Annotated in this window: 20 protein-coding genes and 1 pseudogene; 13 read left to right on the forward strand and 8 right to left on the reverse strand. The window is 69.9% G+C overall.

Features of this window, described 5'->3' with window-relative positions:
• Positions 1-25 precede the first annotated feature (25 nt).
• On the reverse strand, positions 26-1,390 hold the full coding sequence (locus tag E0500_RS11005) for an MFS transporter (RefSeq protein ID WP_131570604.1): 1,365 nt from the start codon (positions 1,388-1,390) through the stop codon (positions 26-28).
• Between the two features lie 224 nt (positions 1,391-1,614).
• Between E0500_RS11005 and E0500_RS11010 the strand changes: the two genes are divergently transcribed.
• Positions 1,615-1,974, forward strand: a complete 360-nt coding sequence (locus E0500_RS11010; protein ID WP_131570602.1) for a metalloregulator ArsR/SmtB family transcription factor — start codon at positions 1,615-1,617, stop codon at positions 1,972-1,974.
• A 24-nt stretch (positions 1,975-1,998) separates the two neighbouring features.
• Here E0500_RS11010 and E0500_RS11015 read toward each other — a convergent pair whose 3' ends face one another.
• Positions 1,999-2,790: a M15 family metallopeptidase gene (locus E0500_RS11015; protein WP_309505021.1), complete on the reverse strand. Its 792-nt coding sequence runs from the start codon at positions 2,788-2,790 to the stop codon at positions 1,999-2,001.
• The gene (locus E0500_RS11020) at positions 2,787-3,581 is read right to left on the reverse strand and encodes a GNAT family N-acetyltransferase (protein ID WP_309505022.1); all 795 of its coding nucleotides are present in this window, start codon (positions 3,579-3,581) and stop codon (positions 2,787-2,789) included. The genes E0500_RS11015 and E0500_RS11020 overlap by 4 nt, the downstream gene beginning before the upstream one ends.
• 201 nt (positions 3,582-3,782) lie before the next feature.
• Here E0500_RS11020 and E0500_RS11025 point away from each other — a divergent pair, with 201 nt between their 5' ends.
• The 5 genes from E0500_RS11025 (at position 3,783) to E0500_RS43710 (ending at position 6,501) form a co-directional block, all read left to right on the forward strand.
• Positions 3,783-4,208: a BlaI/MecI/CopY family transcriptional regulator gene (locus E0500_RS11025; protein ID WP_131570598.1), complete on the forward strand. Its 426-nt coding sequence runs from the start codon at positions 3,783-3,785 to the stop codon at positions 4,206-4,208.
• An 8-nt stretch (positions 4,209-4,216) separates the two neighbouring features.
• Positions 4,217-5,221 (forward strand): M56 family metallopeptidase, encoded by a 1,005-nt coding sequence (locus E0500_RS11030; RefSeq protein ID WP_131570596.1) that lies wholly within the window; start codon positions 4,217-4,219, stop codon positions 5,219-5,221.
• 86 nt (positions 5,222-5,307) lie between these two features.
• Complete coding sequence (locus E0500_RS11035; RefSeq protein WP_181586955.1) at positions 5,308-5,919, forward strand: hypothetical protein; 612 nt, start codon at positions 5,308-5,310, stop codon at positions 5,917-5,919.
• 94 nt (positions 5,920-6,013) lie between these two features.
• Entirely contained in the window at positions 6,014-6,319 is a 306-nt protein-coding gene (locus E0500_RS11040) for a hypothetical protein (RefSeq protein ID WP_131570381.1), read from the forward strand.
• A 59-nt stretch (positions 6,320-6,378) separates the two neighbouring features.
• On the forward strand, positions 6,379-6,501 hold the full coding sequence (locus E0500_RS43710; RefSeq protein WP_258572739.1) for a hypothetical protein: 123 nt from the start codon (positions 6,379-6,381) through the stop codon (positions 6,499-6,501).
• Positions 6,502-6,629: 128 nt separating this feature from the next.
• Here the strand turns inward: E0500_RS43710 and E0500_RS11045 are convergent, their stop codons facing one another.
• On the reverse strand, positions 6,630-6,848 hold the full coding sequence (locus E0500_RS11045; RefSeq protein WP_131570383.1) for a hypothetical protein: 219 nt from the start codon (positions 6,846-6,848) through the stop codon (positions 6,630-6,632).
• A gap of 636 nt (positions 6,849-7,484) precedes the next feature.
• On the opposite strand from E0500_RS11045, the gene kdpF reads away from it, so the two are divergent.
• From kdpF to E0500_RS11070, 5 genes are all read left to right on the forward strand, one after another.
• Entirely contained in the window at positions 7,485-7,574 is a 90-nt protein-coding gene (kdpF, locus tag E0500_RS11050) for a K(+)-transporting ATPase subunit F (RefSeq protein ID WP_016434100.1), read from the forward strand.
• A gap of 8 nt (positions 7,575-7,582) precedes the next feature.
• The gene (gene kdpA / locus E0500_RS11055) at positions 7,583-9,262 is read left to right on the forward strand and encodes a potassium-transporting ATPase subunit KdpA (protein WP_131570385.1); all 1,680 of its coding nucleotides are present in this window, start codon (positions 7,583-7,585) and stop codon (positions 9,260-9,262) included.
• 119 nt (positions 9,263-9,381) lie between these two features.
• Positions 9,382-11,484 carry a potassium-transporting ATPase subunit KdpB gene (kdpB, locus tag E0500_RS11060; protein ID WP_131570397.1) on the forward strand — a complete coding sequence of 701 codons (2,103 nt, stop codon included), beginning with the start codon at positions 9,382-9,384 and terminating at the stop codon, positions 11,482-11,484.
• 5 nt (positions 11,485-11,489) lie between these two features.
• Positions 11,490-12,158 (forward strand): potassium-transporting ATPase subunit C, encoded by a 669-nt coding sequence (locus E0500_RS11065; RefSeq protein WP_131570387.1) that lies wholly within the window; start codon positions 11,490-11,492, stop codon positions 12,156-12,158.
• 65 nt (positions 12,159-12,223) lie between these two features.
• Positions 12,224-12,907, forward strand: a complete 684-nt coding sequence (locus tag E0500_RS11070; protein ID WP_131570399.1) for a response regulator — start codon at positions 12,224-12,226, stop codon at positions 12,905-12,907.
• A gap of 177 nt (positions 12,908-13,084) precedes the next feature.
• Here E0500_RS11070 and E0500_RS11075 read toward each other — a convergent pair whose 3' ends face one another.
• A complete protein-coding gene (locus E0500_RS11075) occupies positions 13,085-14,986 on the reverse strand; it encodes a hypothetical protein (RefSeq protein WP_258572742.1) in 1,902 nt (633 codons plus the stop codon).
• A 228-nt stretch (positions 14,987-15,214) separates the two neighbouring features.
• Here E0500_RS11075 and E0500_RS45380 point away from each other — a divergent pair, with 228 nt between their 5' ends.
• Positions 15,215-15,406: a LacI family DNA-binding transcriptional regulator gene (locus tag E0500_RS45380; protein ID WP_131570389.1), complete on the forward strand. Its 192-nt coding sequence runs from the start codon at positions 15,215-15,217 to the stop codon at positions 15,404-15,406.
• Positions 15,322-15,660, forward strand: a pseudogene (locus E0500_RS11085) (substrate-binding domain-containing protein); the annotation flags it as partial. The gene E0500_RS45380 and the pseudogene E0500_RS11085, both read left to right, overlap by 85 nt.
• 57 nt (positions 15,661-15,717) lie before the next feature.
• On the opposite strand, the gene E0500_RS11090 reads toward E0500_RS11085, so the two are convergent.
• From E0500_RS11090 to E0500_RS11100, 3 genes are all read right to left on the reverse strand, one after another.
• On the reverse strand, positions 15,718-16,443 hold the full coding sequence (locus E0500_RS11090; protein ID WP_131570393.1) for a DUF433 domain-containing protein: 726 nt from the start codon (positions 16,441-16,443) through the stop codon (positions 15,718-15,720).
• A gap of 21 nt (positions 16,444-16,464) precedes the next feature.
• Positions 16,465-17,370, reverse strand: coding sequence for a hypothetical protein (locus tag E0500_RS11095; RefSeq protein ID WP_131570395.1), 906 nt, complete (start codon positions 17,368-17,370; stop codon positions 16,465-16,467).
• A 281-nt stretch (positions 17,371-17,651) separates the two neighbouring features.
• Complete coding sequence (locus tag E0500_RS11100) at positions 17,652-17,870, reverse strand: DUF397 domain-containing protein (protein ID WP_165935108.1); 219 nt, start codon at positions 17,868-17,870, stop codon at positions 17,652-17,654.
• Between the last annotated feature and the right edge of the window lie 4 nt (positions 17,871-17,874).

The following is a 17,874-nucleotide window of genomic DNA, read 5'->3' on the forward strand; positions in this document are numbered from 1 at the left end:
TACGCCGTCGCTACGGGTGCCGTTGCTACGGGTGGGCGTGCAGGCCGTCGGCGAGCCGGACGTGACGGTGCCGCCAGCCCGTCGACACCCGCCGGGCGCCCACCAGGTGAGGGTGACCGGCGGGAAGGTCCGCGTGCACGTGCACGTGTGCGGGCCCCGAGGACCCCGAGGGCCCCGACCGCCACAGCCCTGCCGCCAGCAGCGAGGCGGCCAGCGCGATCAAGCCCAGGGCGAGTACCGCCCACGAGAGCCCGGCCGCCGAACCCAGCCATCCGGCCAGCGGATACGTCACCAGCCAGCAGCCGTGCGACAGCGAGAACTGCGCGGCGAACGCCGCCGTACGCTCCTCGGGCGGCGCCGAGCGGCGGATGAGCCGCCCCGTCGGTGTCAGCACCATCGAGCACGCCGCACCGAACGCCGCCCAGACACCCAGCAGCGCGGGCCGGCGCCAACCCCCGCTCGGCGCGGACGTGACGACCCCGAGCCCTGCGAAGACGACGGTGAGCAGCAGCGCCCCCGGCAGCATCACGGCCCGGTCCGGCACCCTGTCCAGGACCCGGGGCAGGAGCAGCGCCACGATCATCGACCCCGCACCGTACGCGCCGAGCGCCAACGGCACCGCGCCCTGCGACAGCCCCAGGAACTCACGCACGTAGACGACGGAGTTGACGGTCACCATCGCTCCGGCCGCCGCCACCGCGAGGTTCAGGGCGAGCAGCGCCCGCAGCTCCGGGACGGCGAGGAAGAGGCGGGTGCCCGCGGTGGCCCTGGCGCGGGCGCCGCCGGCGGGCGGGGCGGGAGAGAGGGCGGCAGAGGCGGCCGGCTTGGGCAGAACGGCGGAGACCACCAGCGCGGCCGAGGCGAGAAAGCCGAGCATGGTCCCGGTGAACAGCCAGTTGTACGTGATGAGCGACAGCAGTGCCGCCGCCAGCACGGGGGAGAACAGGCTCTCCAGGTCGTACGCGAGCCGCGACATCGACAGCGCCCGCGTGTAGTCACGTTCCTCGGGCAGCACATCGAGGATGGCGGCCTGGAACGTCGGCGTGAACACGGCTGACGCGGACTGGAGCAGGAACACCAGCACGTACACCTGCCAGACCTGGTCGACGAACGGCAGGAACAGCGCCACCCCGGCGCGGACCAGGTCTGCCGTCACCATGAGTGTCCGGCGTGGCAGCCGGTCGGCCACCGCGCCGACGGCCGGGGCGATCGCCACGTACGCCGCCATCTTGATGGCGAGCGCGGTACCGAGCACCGAACCGGCGTCCGCGCCCGCGATGTCGTACGCCAGCAGGCCGAGCGCGACGGTGGCCAGTCCGGTGCCGACCAGGGCGATGACCTGGGCGGCGAAGAGGTGGCGGTAGGTGCGGTCGCGCAGGACGGCGAACATGCGGGCGGCTCCCTGGCAGGGCGGTTGGGCCGGTCGGCTCCACGAGTGTAGCCATCATGTGCGCACCTGTGCACATGATGGCTTGTGGTGCATCCCTGGTGCGTTGGTGGTGCGTTGTGGTGCGTTGTGGCGCGTCTGTGGTGCAGTCGTGGCGCCGCGTCGTGGCTCGCTGATGCCGATACGGCCTGCCCCGCCACCGCACCCCTTGGCTCTAGGCTGGCCTCATGCCTGAGCGCCACGCGATATCACCTGCAGCCAGTGCGCATCTGCGTGCTCCGGACAGCGCGCGGCTCGCCGAGGCGACGGGGGTGTTCGCGATGCTCTCCGACGCCACCCGGCTGCATCTGCTGTGGCTGCTCGCGCAGGGCGAGTCGGATGTCGGTTCTCTCGCCGAGCAGTGCCAGGCGTCGCGCACGGCGGTCAGCCAGCACCTCGCGAAGCTGCGGCTCGCCGGGCTCGTCGACACCCGTCGCGAGGGCCGGCACATCCACTACCGCCTCAGCGACGGTCACCTGCGGCGCCTGGTCCTGGAAGCGCTCAGCCACGCGGACCACCGGGTGAGCGGGCAGGCTCCGCACGACTGACCCAGTGGTCAACTGACTGACTTCTCAGGAGGCGTCGGGCCCGGCATACGGCTTGGACGGGTAGCCGGTGTCGAAGTGCATGTAGTCGGGCACGTCGATGTCCTGCCAGATCCAGCTCTCGTCGACGAAGGTCCGCCAGACCGTGCCGCCTTCGAGGATCTTGCCCTTGCCCTCCGTGCGCGCGTTGTACTCGGCCCTGGGCTTCCAGCACTTGCAGCGCAGGTCCTTCCAGGGATTCTCCAGCGGGTTGATGTCCACGGCACGGCCGTTGGCGTGCGGGGACTCCAGGGCGGGGGCGTTGATCTGGTCCGGGCGGCGGCAGTTGAAGGCGGCCGTGTTGTCGGCGGCCAGGCTGGCGGTGTTGTCGCCGCCGTACTCCTCCAGGGGCTTCATCCGGCGGATGGGGAACTTCTCGTCGAAGAGCCTGGTGAAGATCCGGGCGACGCTGTCCGCGGTGTCCGCGTTGACAACCAGCACCCCGCGGCGGATCTTCCCGTCGAAGCCGTGGTGGTTGATCTCCACGCGGCGCAGCTGGTCGGGGGAGGTGATCGGGCAACCCTTGCCGACCATTCCGGCGTCCTGAATCCTCTGCCACTGTGCGGCGGGAACAGCTCTCACCGCCGCGTCCGCGGACGGAGTGGGGCTGGGGGTCGGGCTCGCCGACGCCTGCGGGCTGGTCGACGCCGCGGACGAGTCGCTGTCCGCGGAGGTGGTGCAGGCCGTGGCGAGGAAGGACGCCATGAGGGCGGGCACCAGCAGTCTGCGGTTCACCGGCATCCTGCGGTTTACCGACAGCCTGCGGTTGGGGTGGGTCACTGCGCTGTTCCTCGGTCCCTTGGGTGTCGGTCGAGTGGGTATTCGTACGTCGCGTACGGGCGGCCTTCGGGGGTGAGGGTCTCGCCCGTGTGCCGCCAGCCGAGCCGCTCGTAGTAGGGGCCCGCGCCGCTCTCTCCGGCCGCCGTCACCAGGCTCACCCGGGCGCACCCGGCGGCTGCGGCGTCCCGCGTGAAACGGTCGACGAGTGTGGAGCCGAGGCCCAGCGAGCGCACCCGGCGGAGCACCACCACATGGGCCAGGACGGCCGTGATGCCCTCGCGCGGTGCGGCAGCCGTCGTCTCCTCGGCCTGTCGGCGGCGTCCCGGGAGCAACTTGCGGGCGTACCGGGCGAGGCGTGTCCGCGTGAAGTGCAGGGCGAGCCCCGGCCGTACGAAGAGCGCCGCGCAGGCGCGCAGCGCGAGTCCTCGGCCGTGGGCGCGTATGACGTGGTGGCGGTGTGCGGCCGGGTCGGTCACGCCGACGAGGAAGCCGACGGGTAGCCCGTCGGCCTCGACGATGTACGCCCGCGCTGCCGGGCTCGTCAGATACGTGCCGGTGTAGGCCGCCAGGAAGCGCCCTCCGAGCCGGGCGAAGAAGCCGTCCGGGAAGTGGGTGCGGTGCTCGGTGACCACGAAGTGAAGGTCCTCCGGCTCCATCGGCCGGACCGCGCAGCCGGGGCGAAGGCCCTGGCCGGGGGCGCGCGGTGGGGGTATGCGGCCGACGGAACCGGAGGGGTCGGGGGTGGGCAGGGCAGGGGGAAGGGGCGCGGAGGCGCCTTGGTCGACGTCCACGGCAGCAAACTACTACATGGCGTAGAAGTTCTACAGTGGGTAGGAGTTGTGTGGAGGGGGAGCAGGACTGCGGGTACCGTCAGAGCGGCGGAATGTGGTGCGCCAGGGATCCGGACGAGAGGGCCGCGGATCCGTAGTGAGAGAGCCGTAGTGAGAGAGCCGGAGCGGGAAAGCCGGAGTGAGAAAGGCGGGGCGAGGCCGATGCGGCCGTTCGGCGAGCTGGAAGCCGACATCATGCGGGTGGTGTGGGCCGGCGAGGAGCCGCTCAACATCCAGGGGATCACCGACGTCCTCAACGGTGAGGGGCGGCAGTTGGCGTACACCACGGTCATGACGGTGACCGAACGCCTGCGCACGAAGGGCTGGCTGGAGCGGGCCAAGCAGAGCCGGTCCTACCGCTACAGCGCGCTGCGCTCGGCGGAGGACTACGCGGCCGGGCTCATGGAACAGGCCCTCGACTCCTCGGCCGACCGTGCGGGGGCGCTGCTGCGGTTCGCCGGACGGCTCGGTGCCGCCGAGGCGGCGGCGCTGCGGGAGGCGCTCGACGCGTTGCCGGCCACGGACGAGGCGAGTGACCCGGGCACGGCGGAACAGGGGCCGGGCGCACGACCGGGGGCGGAGCGCTGAGCCCCGCCGTGCTCGTCATCGCCGTGCTGCTCGCCCATGCCGCCCTGCTCGCCGGGCCGGCTCCCCGCCTGCTCGCCCGTGCCCGCTGGACGACCCGCTTCCCGCAGGCCGCCCTGCGCACCTGGCACGCCTGCGCGGTGGGGCTGCTCATCACGCTGGCCGCCGCCCTCGTCCTGACCGCCCATGATCTGTGGGAGCACGGCATGGTGTGGCTCTTCAACGCCGACAAACACCAGGTCCACGCCGTCTACGGGGGCGCCTGGCTGGCCGCCGGAATCGCCGAGGCGGCGCTGCTCGTCCTGTTGCTCGGCGGCGTGACACTGTCCACCTTCACCCTGCGTCGCACCCTGCGGCTGCGCCGCGTCCGAGACCGGCACCGCCTGACCGCCGACGCACAGGCTGCGCACGGCCCGCTCGGCGCGCATGCCGGGTACGACCGCAGCACCGGCCCCACGGTCCGCGTGCTCACCCACGACGCACCGGCGGCCTTCTGCATCCCCGGTCCGCGCGGCGGCTCCCGCATCGTCGTGACCAGCGCCGCCCTGGAGATGCTGTCCGGCGACGAACTCGCCGCCACCCTGGAACACGAACGCGCCCATCTGCGGCTGCACCACCACCGATCGATCCTCGCCGCCGACGTCCTCACGGCCGCACTCGGCTGGACCGGACCGCTGCGCGGCTACGCGGACCACGTACGACGCCTCGCCGAGATGGCCGCCGACGACCAGGCGGTACGCCACCACGGCCGGCGTACGGTCGCCAAGGCCCTGCTGGAGATGTCCACGGCCCCCGACACCGGCCCCGGCGCACCGGGACTGTCCGCCATGACCGGCTCGAACCCCGCAGAGCGCATACGCCGCCTGATCCATGCCTCGCCGCGACCCGCGAGCCGACTCGTTCCGGCGCTGGCCCTGGCGGCGACGCTCGCCGTTCCGGCGCTGCCCGTGGCGGTGGCGATGGCTCCGGCCGCGCTCCTCGCGGACACGGCGCATCCGGCTTCGTCGGGTCACTGAAGGCGCCCCCGAAGGGCCTGCCGGCCGCCCCGAATCGGCGTATACGTACCGTGGTTGGGCTCGTGGTGCGGCACCATGGTGAGGACATGTCGGCCTGGCTCGTATCGAAGCACACCGTGGGCGGAACCGCCGTCCGCGCGGCCGGTCATGCCCTGGCGGCCACCGTGCTGGCCACCGGACTCCACCACGCGACGACGGACTCCAGGGTGTCCTGGCCGGCGGTGGCGCTCGCGGCGGCAGTGCTCGCCGTATGCGCGTACGCCGTTCTGCGTGAGGGGGCGCCCCGCTGGAGCGCGGTCGCCCTGGCCGCCGTGCAGGCCCTGTTGCCCGGCTACCTGGAGCTGACCGGTAGCGAGATCCCGGCCACGGCACTCGACGACCACCTGCGGCTGCCGTCGGCCTGGCACCACGACCCGCTGGTCATGGCCGCGTTGAACTTCCTCGCCGGCCTCGCCCTGGTCTGTTTCTTCCGCAGCGCCTCAGACCTTCCCGAACGCCTGGCCCACGCAGTCGCCGGCGCCGTCGCCGGGGCGGTGGGCGGCTGGTGGACGTGGCTGCTGTACGGCATCGGCCTCGTCCTGGGACTGACGGGTACGCCCCGGCCACGCCCGACGCGCCCACCCCTGCCCGCCGTATCGCTCCCACCCCGGCACGCCCTGACGGTCCTGCTGCACCGCGCCCAGCCCTGCGCGCCGTAACCGCACGGCACTCCACAGCACCACGTCATCCCGTACACCGCCGCGCCCGGCCGCGGTGTGCCTTCATGCCTGCATCGACACCGGAGTGTCCGTAGTGTCTAAAGTATTCGCATTTACCGATATCGCATTTACCGAAATCGTCGCCGACGAGCCGTACACCCCCCAACAGCCCTCCCACGACAACCCGCTCATCGAGTTCCTCACCTCGACCCAGGTGGTCCTCGGCCTGCTGGTGGGCCTGATCGCGGTGGGGATGCTGGCCTCCTCGCTGTGGTCGAGCCGACGCGAAGCCCGACAGGAGGGGGGGAAACTCCGGGAGGAACACCGGGAGGAGCAGGGGGAGAAGAACGGGGAGGGGCACAGGAAGGAACACGGGAAGGAACACGAAGGGACGGGTTAGGGCCCGGCCTACTCCCGCTGTCGTATGCGGCCCGGTGTTCCGGTTCGTACGGTGGCGGCGTGAGGACCTTCGACCGTCTGCCCGCCCGGGTGCGGGCGTTGCCGCTCGCTGCCGCTCTCCTCGCCGAGCTCACGGAGCCGATACCGGGGCCGAAGCCGGGGCCGGAACGGCGGCCGTCCTGAGGGTGCCCGTCGTGCCCGTCGTGCCCGTCGTGCGTCGTGCCCGTCGTGTCTCCAACGGGCAGGCGATTGCCGAGGGTGGTGCCGTGTGCCCGTGCGGGGCCACGGCACCACGTGGTGGTGGCCTGCGACTACTTGGCCGCGTCGAGGGCGGCCAGCGCCTGTGCCCAGCGGGCGAACTTCAGGTCGGCCAGGTCGGCGACGGTCTTGACCCGGAACGCCTCCTCCAGCAGATCGCCCTGGCGGTCCGAGACCCCCTTCAGCGCGCTGACCGGCGCGGCCAGGATCTCGGGCAGGCTCTTGTCCGCCCATGCCTTGTCGAGCACCTTGCTCAGGTCTATCTCAGCCATCGGCCCTCTTTCGTGGTGCGAGTCTCGTCGTGCGAGCAGGCGAAAGCGTGCGACTCCCGGGAGCACTGCACCCAGGGGAGCCACGCTTTCTTTCTACAAGCACGTAGAAGCATAGGGCTGCCGGGACCGGTCCACGCCGTGTCTCGGCAGCCGTCGCGGGAAAGTCCGAAAAGAGCCGCCCATAGCGGCCGACTACGCTCTTGACCTGGGCGCTTTGCCGGTCTTTTACGGTGACGGGGAGTGTGCGGTGCGTCCCGCACCCGTCGGCCATCGAGGGTTGGTTCGACTTCCCGGCATGCCTGCCCTCGCCCTGTCGAGTCGGTCGCTTCCTGTCGCCGTGGTCACAGGCGCCGTAAGAGGTCCGTCAAGGGGGCGGGCGTGGCCGTAAGAGGCCCGTCAACGACGCTCGAATCCGGCCACCGGTCGGGGTTTCCTCTAATTGTCCGATCCGTCAGGCGTCCGGTTCGCACGCGAATGCTTTCCGAATCCCATCGAATCCTATCGAATCCCATTGAATCTCATGCGAATCGCATCGAATCCCATCTAGGAGCTCGCGATGGCCGACGTGGCCTTCGTTGTCACCACTCTCGCGGTGTTCGCGCTGGTGGCCTTCGTCGCCAAGGGGGTGACGAAGCTGTGACCGCCGAGAACATCGTCGGCCTGGTCGTGGCCGTCGCCCTGCTGGGCTATCTCGTCCTCGCCCTGATCTTCCCGGAGAGGTTCTGAGAGCGCCCATGAGTCCCGTACTCGCAGGCGTACTCCAGCTGCTCGCCCTCGTGGCGGCGCTGGCGCTCGTCTACGTTCCCCTCGGCAACTACATGGCCAAGGTCTACTCCTCCGACAAGCACTGGCGCGTCGAGAAGTGGATCTACCGGGGCATCGGTGCCAACCCCGACACCGAGATGCGCTGGCCCGCCTACCTGCGCGGCGTCCTCGCCTTCTCGGCCATGGGAGTCCTCTTCCTCTACCTGCTGCAGCGGGTCCAGGGCGTCCTGCCCGGTTCGCTCGGGTTCTCCTCGATCGAGCCGGCACAGGCGTTCAACACCGCCGCGTCCTTCGTGACGAACACCAACTGGCAGTCGTACTACGGCGAGCAGGCCATGGGCCACGTCGTGCAGACCGCCGGTCTGGCCGTGCAGAACTTCGTCTCCGCGGCCGTCGGCATCGCCGTCGCGGTCGCCCTGGTGCGCGGCTTCGCCCGCTCCCGCACCGGTGAGCTGGGCAACTTCTGGTCCGACCTGGTGCGCGGGGTCACCCGCATCCTGGTGCCGGGTGCGGCGATCGCCGCCGTGGTGCTGGTGGCCTGCGGCGTGATCCAGAACTTCTCCGGCATCCACGAGGTCGGCCAATTCTTTAATGGGCACAGCATGGGGGCCTCCCAGCAGTGGAACGGCGGCGCTGTCGCCTCGCAGGAGGCCATCAAGGAGCTGGGCACCAACGGCGGCGGCTACTTCAACGCCAACAGCGCCCACCCCTTCGAGAACCCGACCCCGTTCACGAACCTGTTCGAGATCTTCCTGCTGCTGGTGATCCCGTTCTCGCTGACCCGCACGTTCGGCGTCATGGTCGGCAGCGTGAAGCAGGGGTACGCGATCCTCGCCACCATGGCCACCATCTGGGTCGGCTTCGTCGCCCTGATGATGTGGACCGAGTTCTCCCACCACGGCCCGGCGTTGCAGATCGCGGGCGGCGCGATGGAGGGCAAGGAGGTGCGGTTCGGCGTCGGTGCGTCGTCGATCTTCGCGGTGTCGACCACGCTGACCTCGACGGGCGCGGTGGACTCCTTCCACTCCTCGTTCACGGGCCTCGGCGGCGGCATCACGATGCTGGGCATGATGCTGGGCGAGATCGCGCCCGGCGGTACCGGCTCCGGTCTGTACGGCATCCTGATCATGGCGGTCATCGCGGTGTTCATCGCCGGACTGATGGTCGGCCGCACACCCGAGTACCTGGGCAAGAAGATCGGCACCCGCGAGATCAAGCTGGCGGCCTGCTACATCCTCATCACTCCGGCGCTGGTCCTGATCTTCACGTCGGTCTCCATGGCCCTGCCGACGCCGCCGCACTCGATGCTCAACTCCGGCGCGCACGGGTTCTCCGAGGTGCTGTACGCCTTCACGTCCGCCTCGAACAACAACGGTTCGGCCTTCGCGGGCCTGAACGCGAACACCGACTGGTTCAACACGATGACCGGGCTCGCGATGATGCTCGGCCGCTTCCTGCCGATGGTCTTCGTGCTGGCGCTCGCGGGTTCGCTCGCCGAGCAGAAGCCGGTGCCCGTCACCGCGGGCACCCTACGCACGGAAAAGCCGCTGTTCACCGGCCTGCTGGTGGGCGCCATCCTGATCATCACCGGTCTGACCTACTTCCCGGCCCTCGCGCTCGGACCGCTGGCCGAGGGGCTGGCGTCATGAACACCGACGTAACGAACCAAGACATAACAAACCAAGACATAGCGAACCGAGACGCGACGAACCGAGACGCGACGAACCAAGACGCGACGAGCCAAGACATGACGAACCAAGAGGACTCGATGTCCACAGCCACCCCGACCCGGGCGCCGCACAGCGACGTACCCACCGGGCACAAGGCCGCCGAAGGCCGTGTCGGCGCGGGCCTGTTCGACCCCGGACAGCTCGTCAAGTCCCTGCCGGACGCGTGCCGCAAACTCGACCCGCGGGTGATGGTCAAGTCACCCGTGATGTTCGTGGTGTGGATCGGCTCGGTCCTGACCACCGTCTTCTCCTTCACCGATCCCGGCAACTGGTTCGGCTGGGCCATCAGTGCCTGGCTCTGGCTGACCGTCATCTTCGCCAACCTGGCGGAGGCGGTCGCCGAGGGCCGAGGCAAGGCGCAGGCCGACACACTGCGCAAGGCCAAGACCGACACGGTCGCGCGCCGGCTGCTCGCGGACGCCTCCGAGGAACAGGTCCCGGGCACCGCTCTGAGGATCGGCGACCTGGTGGTGTGCGAGGCGGGCGACATCATCCCCGGCGACGGTGACGTCGTCGAGGGCGTCGCGTCCGTGGACGAGTCGGCCATCACGGGGGAGTCGGCGCCGGTCATCCGCGAGTCGGGCGGCGACCGCAGCGCCGTCACCGGCGGGACGAAGGTGCTCTCCGACCGGATCGTCATCAGGATCACGACGAAACCGGGCGAGACGTTCATCGACCGGATGATCAGCCTGGTCGAGGGCGCGGCCCGGCAGAAGACGCCGAACGAGATCGCGCTGAACATCCTGCTGGCGTCGCTGACCATCGTGTTCCTGCTGGCGGTGGCGACGCTGCCGCCGTTCGCGGACTACGCGGGCACGCGTCTGACGATGGTCGTGCTGGTGGCGCTGCTGGTCTGTCTGATCCCGACCACGATCGGCGCGCTGCTGTCGGCGATCGGCATCGCGGGCATGGACCGGCTGGTGCAGCGCAACGTGCTGGCCATGTCCGGGCGGGCGGTCGAGGCGGCCGGTGACGTCTCGACGCTGCTGCTCGACAAGACCGGCACGATCACGCTCGGCAACCGGCAGGCCGCCGAGTTCGTGCCGGTGAGCGGGACCACCGAGGCCGAGGTCGCCGACGCCGCCCAGCTCTCCTCGCTGGCCGACGAGACCCCCGAGGGCCGCTCCGTCGTCGTCCTCGCCAAGGAGAAGTACGGGCTGCGCGAACGCCACCAGGGCGAGCTGGACGGTGCCGAGTGGATCGCGTTCACCGCCCAGACCCGGATGTCGGGCGTGGACCTCGACGGGCGCAGGATCCGCAAGGGCGCGGCCGGTTCCGTCATCGCCTGGGTCCGGGAACAGGGCGGCACCCTCGCCGAGGACGCCGACACCGTCGCCAACCGGATCTCCGAGGCGGGCGGCACTCCGCTGCTGGTCGCGGTGGACGACGAGCAGGGCGCCCGCGTCCTGGGAGTGATCCATCTCAAGGACGTGGTGAAGGACGGTATGCGGGAGCGGTTCGCCGAACTGCGCCGCATGGGCATCAAGACCGTCATGATCACGGGAGACAACCCGCTGACCGCGAGGGCGATCGCGGACGAGGCCGGGGTCGACGACTTCCTGGCGGAGGCCACGCCCGAGGACAAGATGGCGCTGATCAAGCGCGAGCAGGCGGGCGGCAAGCTGGTCGCGATGACCGGTGACGGTACGAACGACGCCCCGGCCCTCGCGCAGGCGGACGTCGGCGTGGCCATGAACACCGGTACCTCGGCCGCCAAGGAGGCCGGGAACATGGTGGACCTGGACTCCAACCCGACGAAGCTGATCGAGATCGTCGAGATCGGCAAGCAACTCCTCATCACCCGGGGCGCGCTCACGACGTTCTCGATCGCCAACGACGTCGCGAAGTACTTCGCGATCATCCCGGCGCTGTTCGCGGCGGTCTACCCGGGCCTGGACAAGCTGAACATCATGGGCCTGTCCTCGCCCGACTCCGCGATCCTGTCGGCCGTCATCTTCAACGCGCTGATCATCGTCGCGCTGGTGCCGCTGTCCCTGAGGGGCGTGCGGTACCGGCCGGTGAGCGCGGACAGGATGCTGCGGCGCAACCTCACGATCTACGGCCTCGGCGGGCTGATCGCCCCGTTCATCGGCATCAAGATCATCGACCTGCTCATCTCCCTCATCCCAGGAATCGGCTGACCGCCATGAACAACTCCGTCACCAACACCGCCCGGCTGCTCGGAGCGGGCATGCGCGCCCTGCTCGTGCTGACCCTGGTGACCGGCGTCATCTATCCGCTGGTCGTCACCGGTATCGCCCAGGGGCTGTTCCCCGGCAAGGCGAACGGTTCCGAGATCAAGGCGGACGGCAAGGTCGTCGGCTCGTCCCTGATCGGGCAGGCGTACAACCTGCCGCTGAAGAGGGGTCAGGAGACCCCGGAGCCGGACCTGAAGTGGTTCCAGGGCCGTCCGCAGAACGGACTTGGCGCCAACAGCGTCAACACCCAGTACAAGCTCATCCTCTCCGGCGCCACCAACCTCGCCGCCGACAGCAAGGTCCTAGTCCAGCAGGTGAAGGACGCCAAGGCCGCGCTCGTCAAGGACAACTCGGTGCCCGGCTACACGGTCAAGCCGTCCGCCGTCCCCGCCGACGCCGTCACGTCCTCCGGTTCCGGACTGGACCCGAACATCTCCCCGGCCTACGCCGACCTCCAGGTCCACCGGGTCGCCGAGAAGAACGACCTGCCGCTCGCGCAGGTCCAGAAACTGGTGGACGAGCACACCGACGGCCGCACCCTCGGCTTCATGGGCGAACCGCGCGTGAACGTCCTCGAACTCAACATCGCGCTCAAGGACCTCGCAGCGAGGAAGTGATGGCCGTACGGGCCGTACGGGCCGTACGCGCCGTACGGGCCTTACGCGACGGAAAGGCACGATCGATGACCTGGGTGCTGGTGGTGGAGGACGACCCGCATCTCGTACGGGCTCTCGTGATCAACATGCAGGCCCGCCGGTACGGAGTGGACGCCGCCCCCGACGGGGCCACGGCCCTCAGACTGGCGGCCGCCCGTCAGCCCGACGTGGTGATGCTCGACCTCGGCCTGCCCGACATGGACGGCGTCGACGTCATCAGGGCACTCCGCGGCTGGACCCGCGTACCGATCCTCGTCCTCTCGGCCCGCCAGGCGTCCGACGAGAAGGTGGCGGCGCTCGACGCGGGCGCCGACGACTACATCACCAAGCCGTTCAGCATGGATGAGTTGCTGGCCCGGCTGCGGGCCGCCGTCCGCCGCACCGAGGACACGCCGCTCGCCCCGGAAACGACCCTGGTGGAGACGGACGACTTCACCGTCGACCTGCTCGCCAAGAGGGTCGTCCGGGGCGGGCGGGACGTGCGGCTGACCCCGACCGAGTGGCACTTGCTGGAGATCCTGATCACCAGCCCCGGCCGGCTCGTCACCCAGAAGGAGCTCCTCCGGGAGGTCTGGGGCGTCTCGCAGAGCGGCAAGACCAACTACCTGCGGGTCTACATGGCCCAGTTGCGCCGCAAACTGGAGACGGACCCCTCCCACCCGCGCCATCTGATCACCGAGCCCGGCATGGGCTACCGCTTCGAGGGTTGACGCGGCGGGCGGCAGGCGGCGGGCGGCAGGCGGCACGAGGCACGAGGCACGCGGCCGACTCCGGATTACCGGTCCCCGCTGTGAGTCCTGGAGGACGTCCGCAGCCGCGACGCGGGCCTGTAGCCCACCGGCACCCTTGGGCAGGACGGTCTGGGCGCGGAGCTGTCGACCGACGCCTTACGAACCGCCCGCCGCGTAGGCGATGTTGGGCCGAGGAGGCCGGGCCATGCCGGCTCCGAGGAAGTAGTCGGGGTGGTGGGACTGCATGTACCCCTTGAACGTCATGGCGTTGCGGTAGGCGGGGTTGTGCGCCGGCGTGTACAGCCGGGTGGTCGTGGGCTGGTTCGTGGTGAAGATGATCAACTCGTTGTAGGAGGCGTTGGTGTACACGGCCTCCTCGCGCCAGTCGCCGAGGATGTCACCGACGAAGGTGGGCTGCACGCCCTGCGAGGCGTTGACCGCGCCGTAGTTCCAGGTGCTGACCAGCCGGGGCAGGCTGCCGCTCGACGTCGGGCGGGCCGGGTCCCACTTCTCGATCTTGCCGTCGTTGAGCAGCTCCATGGTGAGATCGCCGTCCCACCACAGGCCCAGCTGGGGCCAGGGACGCAGCGACGCGTTCGGCTCGGCGAGCTTGTTCGTGGGCGCGTTGTACAGGCCCGAGAAGGACCAGACCTCCATGCCGGGGAAGCGCGGGTCGACGTCTCCGGCCATGCCGCGTCCGACGTCGGCGGGGCCGTCACCCTTGTGCTCCCAGATGACGGTGCCGTTCGTGGCGTCGTAGTAGTACTCCAGCAGACCGCTCGGGTTGTCCTGCTGGACGCCGTAGCCCTCCAGGCCGGGACGGCTGGGGTCCATGTCCGCGATGTGGAAACGGTCGCCGTGGTTGATGCCCTTGGGCCCCATCGAGTAGCGCAGGGACCCGTCTCCGTTCAGCACGAACCCGATCTCGGCCACCTCGTCGGTCCCGTCGCCGTTGACGTCGATGGCGCGGGTGTTGTGCCCGTCGGGCGCGTTCTGGCTGCCGCGCTGCCATGTCCACTGGCGGTCCAGCGAATCGCCGTCGTACTTCCAGGCGGCCATCATCAGGTTGAAGGACCCGTCGTCGCGCCGGTTCTTCATGTAGGCGACCAGGCTCGGCGTGGTCCCGTTGAGGTACGCCACGCCGAGGCGCGCGCCCATCGGACCGTCGCCCAGGTAAGTCGTCGGCACGGCCGACCAGTTGCGGAGCGCTCCGGTCCGGCCGTCCAGGACGGCCATCCACTGCCGAGAGTCGTCCTCGTGCGTCCAGGTCGTGCCGTCGCCGAAGGTGACTCCGTCGGCGATCCGTACGGCGACCTCCGCGCGGCCGTCGCTGTCGAAGTCGTAGACCGTGACACCGTCCCAGTGGCCCAGGTCGATCGCGGACGACCCCGGCTCGATGTTGTCCTGGTTCTGACTGTTCGGCCCCATGTCGACCTCCCAGAGGAAGTCGCCGTCGCTGCTGTAGGCCTCAAGCGTCTGGGGAGAGGTCTGCCGGTCCACCACGTAGTCGTACTCACCGTCACCGTCGAGGTCCCCGACCCAGACGAACTTCACCGGACCACCGGAACGTAACGGCACCCGCACCACGGGCTCCGTGGCGTGATTGGCCGTCAACGTGAAGGCCTCGCTCGGCGCCTGCTCCTGCCCGCCGACGACCGGGGCCACCCGGTAGCTGTTGGTCCTCGTCAAGTCGGCGGTGGAGTCCGCGTAGTTGGTCCCGCCCGTCAGGACGGCGGCGTTGAGCTTGACGTACGCGCCGCCACCAGTGGACCGGTACACGTTGAAGCCGATGCCCTCCGGGTCGAGCCCCAGGAGCCGCCAGGACACCAGGACCTGGGTACCGCTGGAGCGCACGGCCACCACGCCACGACCGAGGTTCTCCATGACGCGGGCGGCTTGTACTGCCGTATCGCCGTCTGTGGCCGTGGTTGTCGTGGCGATGGTTGCGGTGGGTGAGGCTGGGCTTGCGGGGCCGACGGCGAGTGCGGCGCAGACGGCCAGAAGTGCCGGGATGGTGACGGCCGGACGGTGGGCGGCCCGCCAATTCTTCATGGGCATGACAAGTCTTCCTCCTTGTGATTGCGGTGCGCGGCGGTGTGGTTGGACCGGCACCCGCCCTCGACCCAGGCCGGAAATCCCGAAGAGTTAAACCGTTTACACATCTGCGATGGAAGCACCGTGCTAGGTACGCGTCAAGGCTGTCGGAGCTCCCTGTTGACGTACCTGGCCGTATACGCGACCACCGAGCGGAAACGTTTACATAGGGGTGGGGGCGCAGGAGGCCCAATGCCTCGCCGGACCGCGCCCGACGATGGGCAGCCCCGCCTGACGGCGATCCGCGACGTGGCCCAACACGCCGGCGTCTCGGTCGCCACCGTCTCCCGGATCCTCTCCGGCACCTACCCCAGCGCCCCGCCACCCGCGCCAAGGTCATGCGCGCCGTACGCTTCACCGCCGTGTTCGCGGTCAACGAACTGATCGCCGTCGGCGCACGCGACGCACTGCGCGAGTGCGGCCTGCGCATCCCCGACGACGTCTCGATGGTCGGATTCGACGACCTTCCTCCGGCCGCGGACATCGACCTGACAACCGTTCACGTCCCACACGAGGAACTGGGCCGCACCGCCGTGCGCCTGGCTCTCAACCCCGATCCGCCCAACGCCGCCCAGCACGTCCTCCTGGGCACCCACATCGTCGTACGCGACTCGGTCCGCCACCACGTGGAACCGTGACGGTCCCGCCCTCGCCCAAGCCGGGCACCTGCGCGGCCTCGCCCCCGTGCCCGCCCGTCAGGGCCATGTGCGCTCGATACGGTCATGTCGCACGGCGTAGGCCGCTGGACCGCCTTTCTCAATGGCTCGGGCGGCAAGGCGTACCACTGCACGGCACAGCGCGTCGACGTGCTCAGGCGTCATGTCGAAGTCGTACGCGATGGCCTCGATGCTCTCCCCGGCCTCTCGCAGGTCAGTGATCGCGTTGACCGCGACGCGATTGGCGGCCACCACGGGACGACCGTGACCGAACCTCGGATCGATCACGACGGGAACGGATTCCGGGTACTGCCTCAGCCGCAGGCCGGAGGGGAAGTCGTCGTCAGGCGCCCAGGTCAGGTAGCGAAGATAGTCGGAGACGACTTCCTGGACGGGGGCCTGACCGTCTCGGGCCCTGCGCACATCCCCGAGGCCGTGTTCGACGAAGATGTCCACGCCGTCCGTCGCGATCCGCTTCGACACGAGGCCGTAGGGGGTGTCGAAGGCGTCCCGTACGGCGGCAGCGGCTTCCCTGATCTCGCTCATGCGGAACCCCAGGGACCGCAGGGAACGGAGGACGTGCGCCTCGGCCACCGCGATGAAGGGTACTGAGGGCTGCCCCTTCCGTACGGGCTCGACTTGGTGGACCAGTGGTGCTCCGGCGGCCTTGCCCTTCAGCCACGAGGTGAGAGTCGACTGCGGAATCTCCAGACAGGAGGCTGTTTCCGTCGGAGTCAGAAGTCCGTCCTTGAACCTGTCGACCATGCCCCACACTCACCCATCGCCTCAGCTGGCCGCTCGGAGACGGTTCCCCGATCGGCAGCCACGACAGCGCCCGGGTTCCGGAGCGCGGAAGGCCCGCTCACAGCCGTCGCAGGTCTGGAAGGGCAGCACCACGGGGCGCGTCGCGTCATCGGGGAGCGGGTGCGGAGGCGGCGCGGGCAGGGGCGTTTCCCGGAGGCGGAAGGCGAGGATGCCCGCTGGACGGGTCAGGAAGTGGTCGGGGAGCCGTGCGGTGAGCAGCGCGGTGACCTGGGAGGGCGCGACACCGGCGGCGAGCCACTGGGCGACGGCTGGCGCCAGCCGCACGGCCTCCTGCTCGGAGAGAACGAGGCGGGCATCGATCCGGCGGAGTGAGGTCAGAACGGCGACTGCCTGCGGGTCGGCGTCGGAGAGCGCCTGGCGGGCCACCGCCGGTTTCTCCGTCTGCTCCCGGGCGGGCGTGGGCATCGCGTCAGTGGTGACTGTCGCAGGGGGCACGGCTTCCTCGCCTACGGGCCGCCTCCGTGAACGCGGAGGCCTCGGCGGCTTGGGTTCCGGCGGCCCGTCCAGGTCCGGGCCGCCGTCGGGTACGTCGTAGAAGTACGTCCGGGTACGGATCTGCCCGGTGGACAGGCGCTCGCGGCGCCGCTCCAGATATCCGGCTGCTTCGAGCTCCCTGAGCGCTCGCGAGATCAGGATCTCCCCCTCGCTGAAGTGTTCGCACAGGGCGGCGATGCTCACGGGTGAGCCGTCGGGCAGAGAGGAGATGTACGCCGCGACGCCGACCGTGACGGCACTGCCGCGTCGCTGCGCGAGGGCGTTGGAGATCACGGTGAAGTCGGCGGTGAGCCGGGTGCGTACGTGGATCACGCCGGAGGTCGGAGTCCCGGCGTCGGCGCGCAGGCGCGCGTTAGACTGCGAGTCAGCCATCGGGAAGGGTTCGCTTCCTGATCGGTCAGGCCCTCGTTCGGGATGCCAGTCCCGGCCGGGGGCCGTATCTGCTTGCGGTTGTCGCGGCGAACGTAACCGTCCGTATCCCCCGCCTGCAAGCTGGTCACCCGGACGGGTGACGGGGGCTTCACGGCCAGGGAGGGTGGGTGGGCGGGTAGTTCTTTCCCCCGGTTCTTTGGGGAGGTCAGTGGCCCGCCGGGCCCTTGCGGACGAGGAACCGGCGGGCCCGGAAGACGGAACGCGGCCGGGACCTGGCTGGCTCAGACGCGGTGTTGACCGGCCTTCAACTCACCTATGAAGGCTGCCCAGGAGCGGGCCTCGAAGGACAGAGCGGGACCGTGCGGGACTTTACTGTCACGGACGGGCACGACGCCGGGGAACCTGTCGGCCACCTCCACGCAGTTGCCGCCCTCCTGATTGCTGTAGCTGCTCTTGCGCCAGGCGGCGCCGTTCAGATCGGGACGGGAGATTCGCTCCACGGTG

The sequence above is a fragment of the Streptomyces sp. KM273126 genome (assembly GCF_004337435.2).
GTDB lineage: Bacteria > Actinomycetota > Actinomycetes > Streptomycetales > Streptomycetaceae > Streptomyces > Streptomyces acidicola.

Excerpts from the sequence above, each read along its gene's own strand:
- E0500_RS11005 (WP_131570604.1), bottom strand. The coding sequence starts at position 1,390 with ATGTTCGCCGTCCTGCGCGACCGCACCTACCGCCACCTCTTCGCCGCC.
- E0500_RS11075 (WP_258572742.1), bottom strand. The coding sequence starts at position 14,986 with ATGCCCATGAAGAATTGGCGGGCCGCCCACCGTCCGGCCGTCACCATC.
- E0500_RS11090 (WP_131570393.1), bottom strand. The coding sequence starts at position 16,443 with ATGGTCGACAGGTTCAAGGACGGACTTCTGACTCCGACGGAAACAGCC.
- E0500_RS11010 (WP_131570602.1), top strand. The coding sequence starts at position 1,615 with ATGCCTGAGCGCCACGCGATATCACCTGCAGCCAGTGCGCATCTGCGT.
- E0500_RS45380 (WP_131570389.1), top strand. The coding sequence starts at position 15,215 with ATGCCTCGCCGGACCGCGCCCGACGATGGGCAGCCCCGCCTGACGGCG.
- E0500_RS11035 (WP_181586955.1), top strand. The coding sequence starts at position 5,308 with ATGTCGGCCTGGCTCGTATCGAAGCACACCGTGGGCGGAACCGCCGTC.
- E0500_RS11045 (WP_131570383.1), bottom strand. The coding sequence starts at position 6,848 with ATGGCTGAGATAGACCTGAGCAAGGTGCTCGACAAGGCATGGGCGGAC.
- E0500_RS11065 (WP_131570387.1), top strand. The coding sequence starts at position 11,490 with ATGAACAACTCCGTCACCAACACCGCCCGGCTGCTCGGAGCGGGCATG.
- kdpB (WP_131570397.1), top strand. The coding sequence starts at position 9,382 with ATGTCCACAGCCACCCCGACCCGGGCGCCGCACAGCGACGTACCCACC.
- E0500_RS11095 (WP_131570395.1), bottom strand. The coding sequence starts at position 17,370 with ATGGCTGACTCGCAGTCTAACGCGCGCCTGCGCGCCGACGCCGGGACT.
- E0500_RS11025 (WP_131570598.1), top strand. The coding sequence starts at position 3,783 with ATGCGGCCGTTCGGCGAGCTGGAAGCCGACATCATGCGGGTGGTGTGG.
- E0500_RS11070 (WP_131570399.1), top strand. The coding sequence starts at position 12,224 with ATGACCTGGGTGCTGGTGGTGGAGGACGACCCGCATCTCGTACGGGCT.
- kdpA (WP_131570385.1), top strand. The coding sequence starts at position 7,583 with ATGAGTCCCGTACTCGCAGGCGTACTCCAGCTGCTCGCCCTCGTGGCG.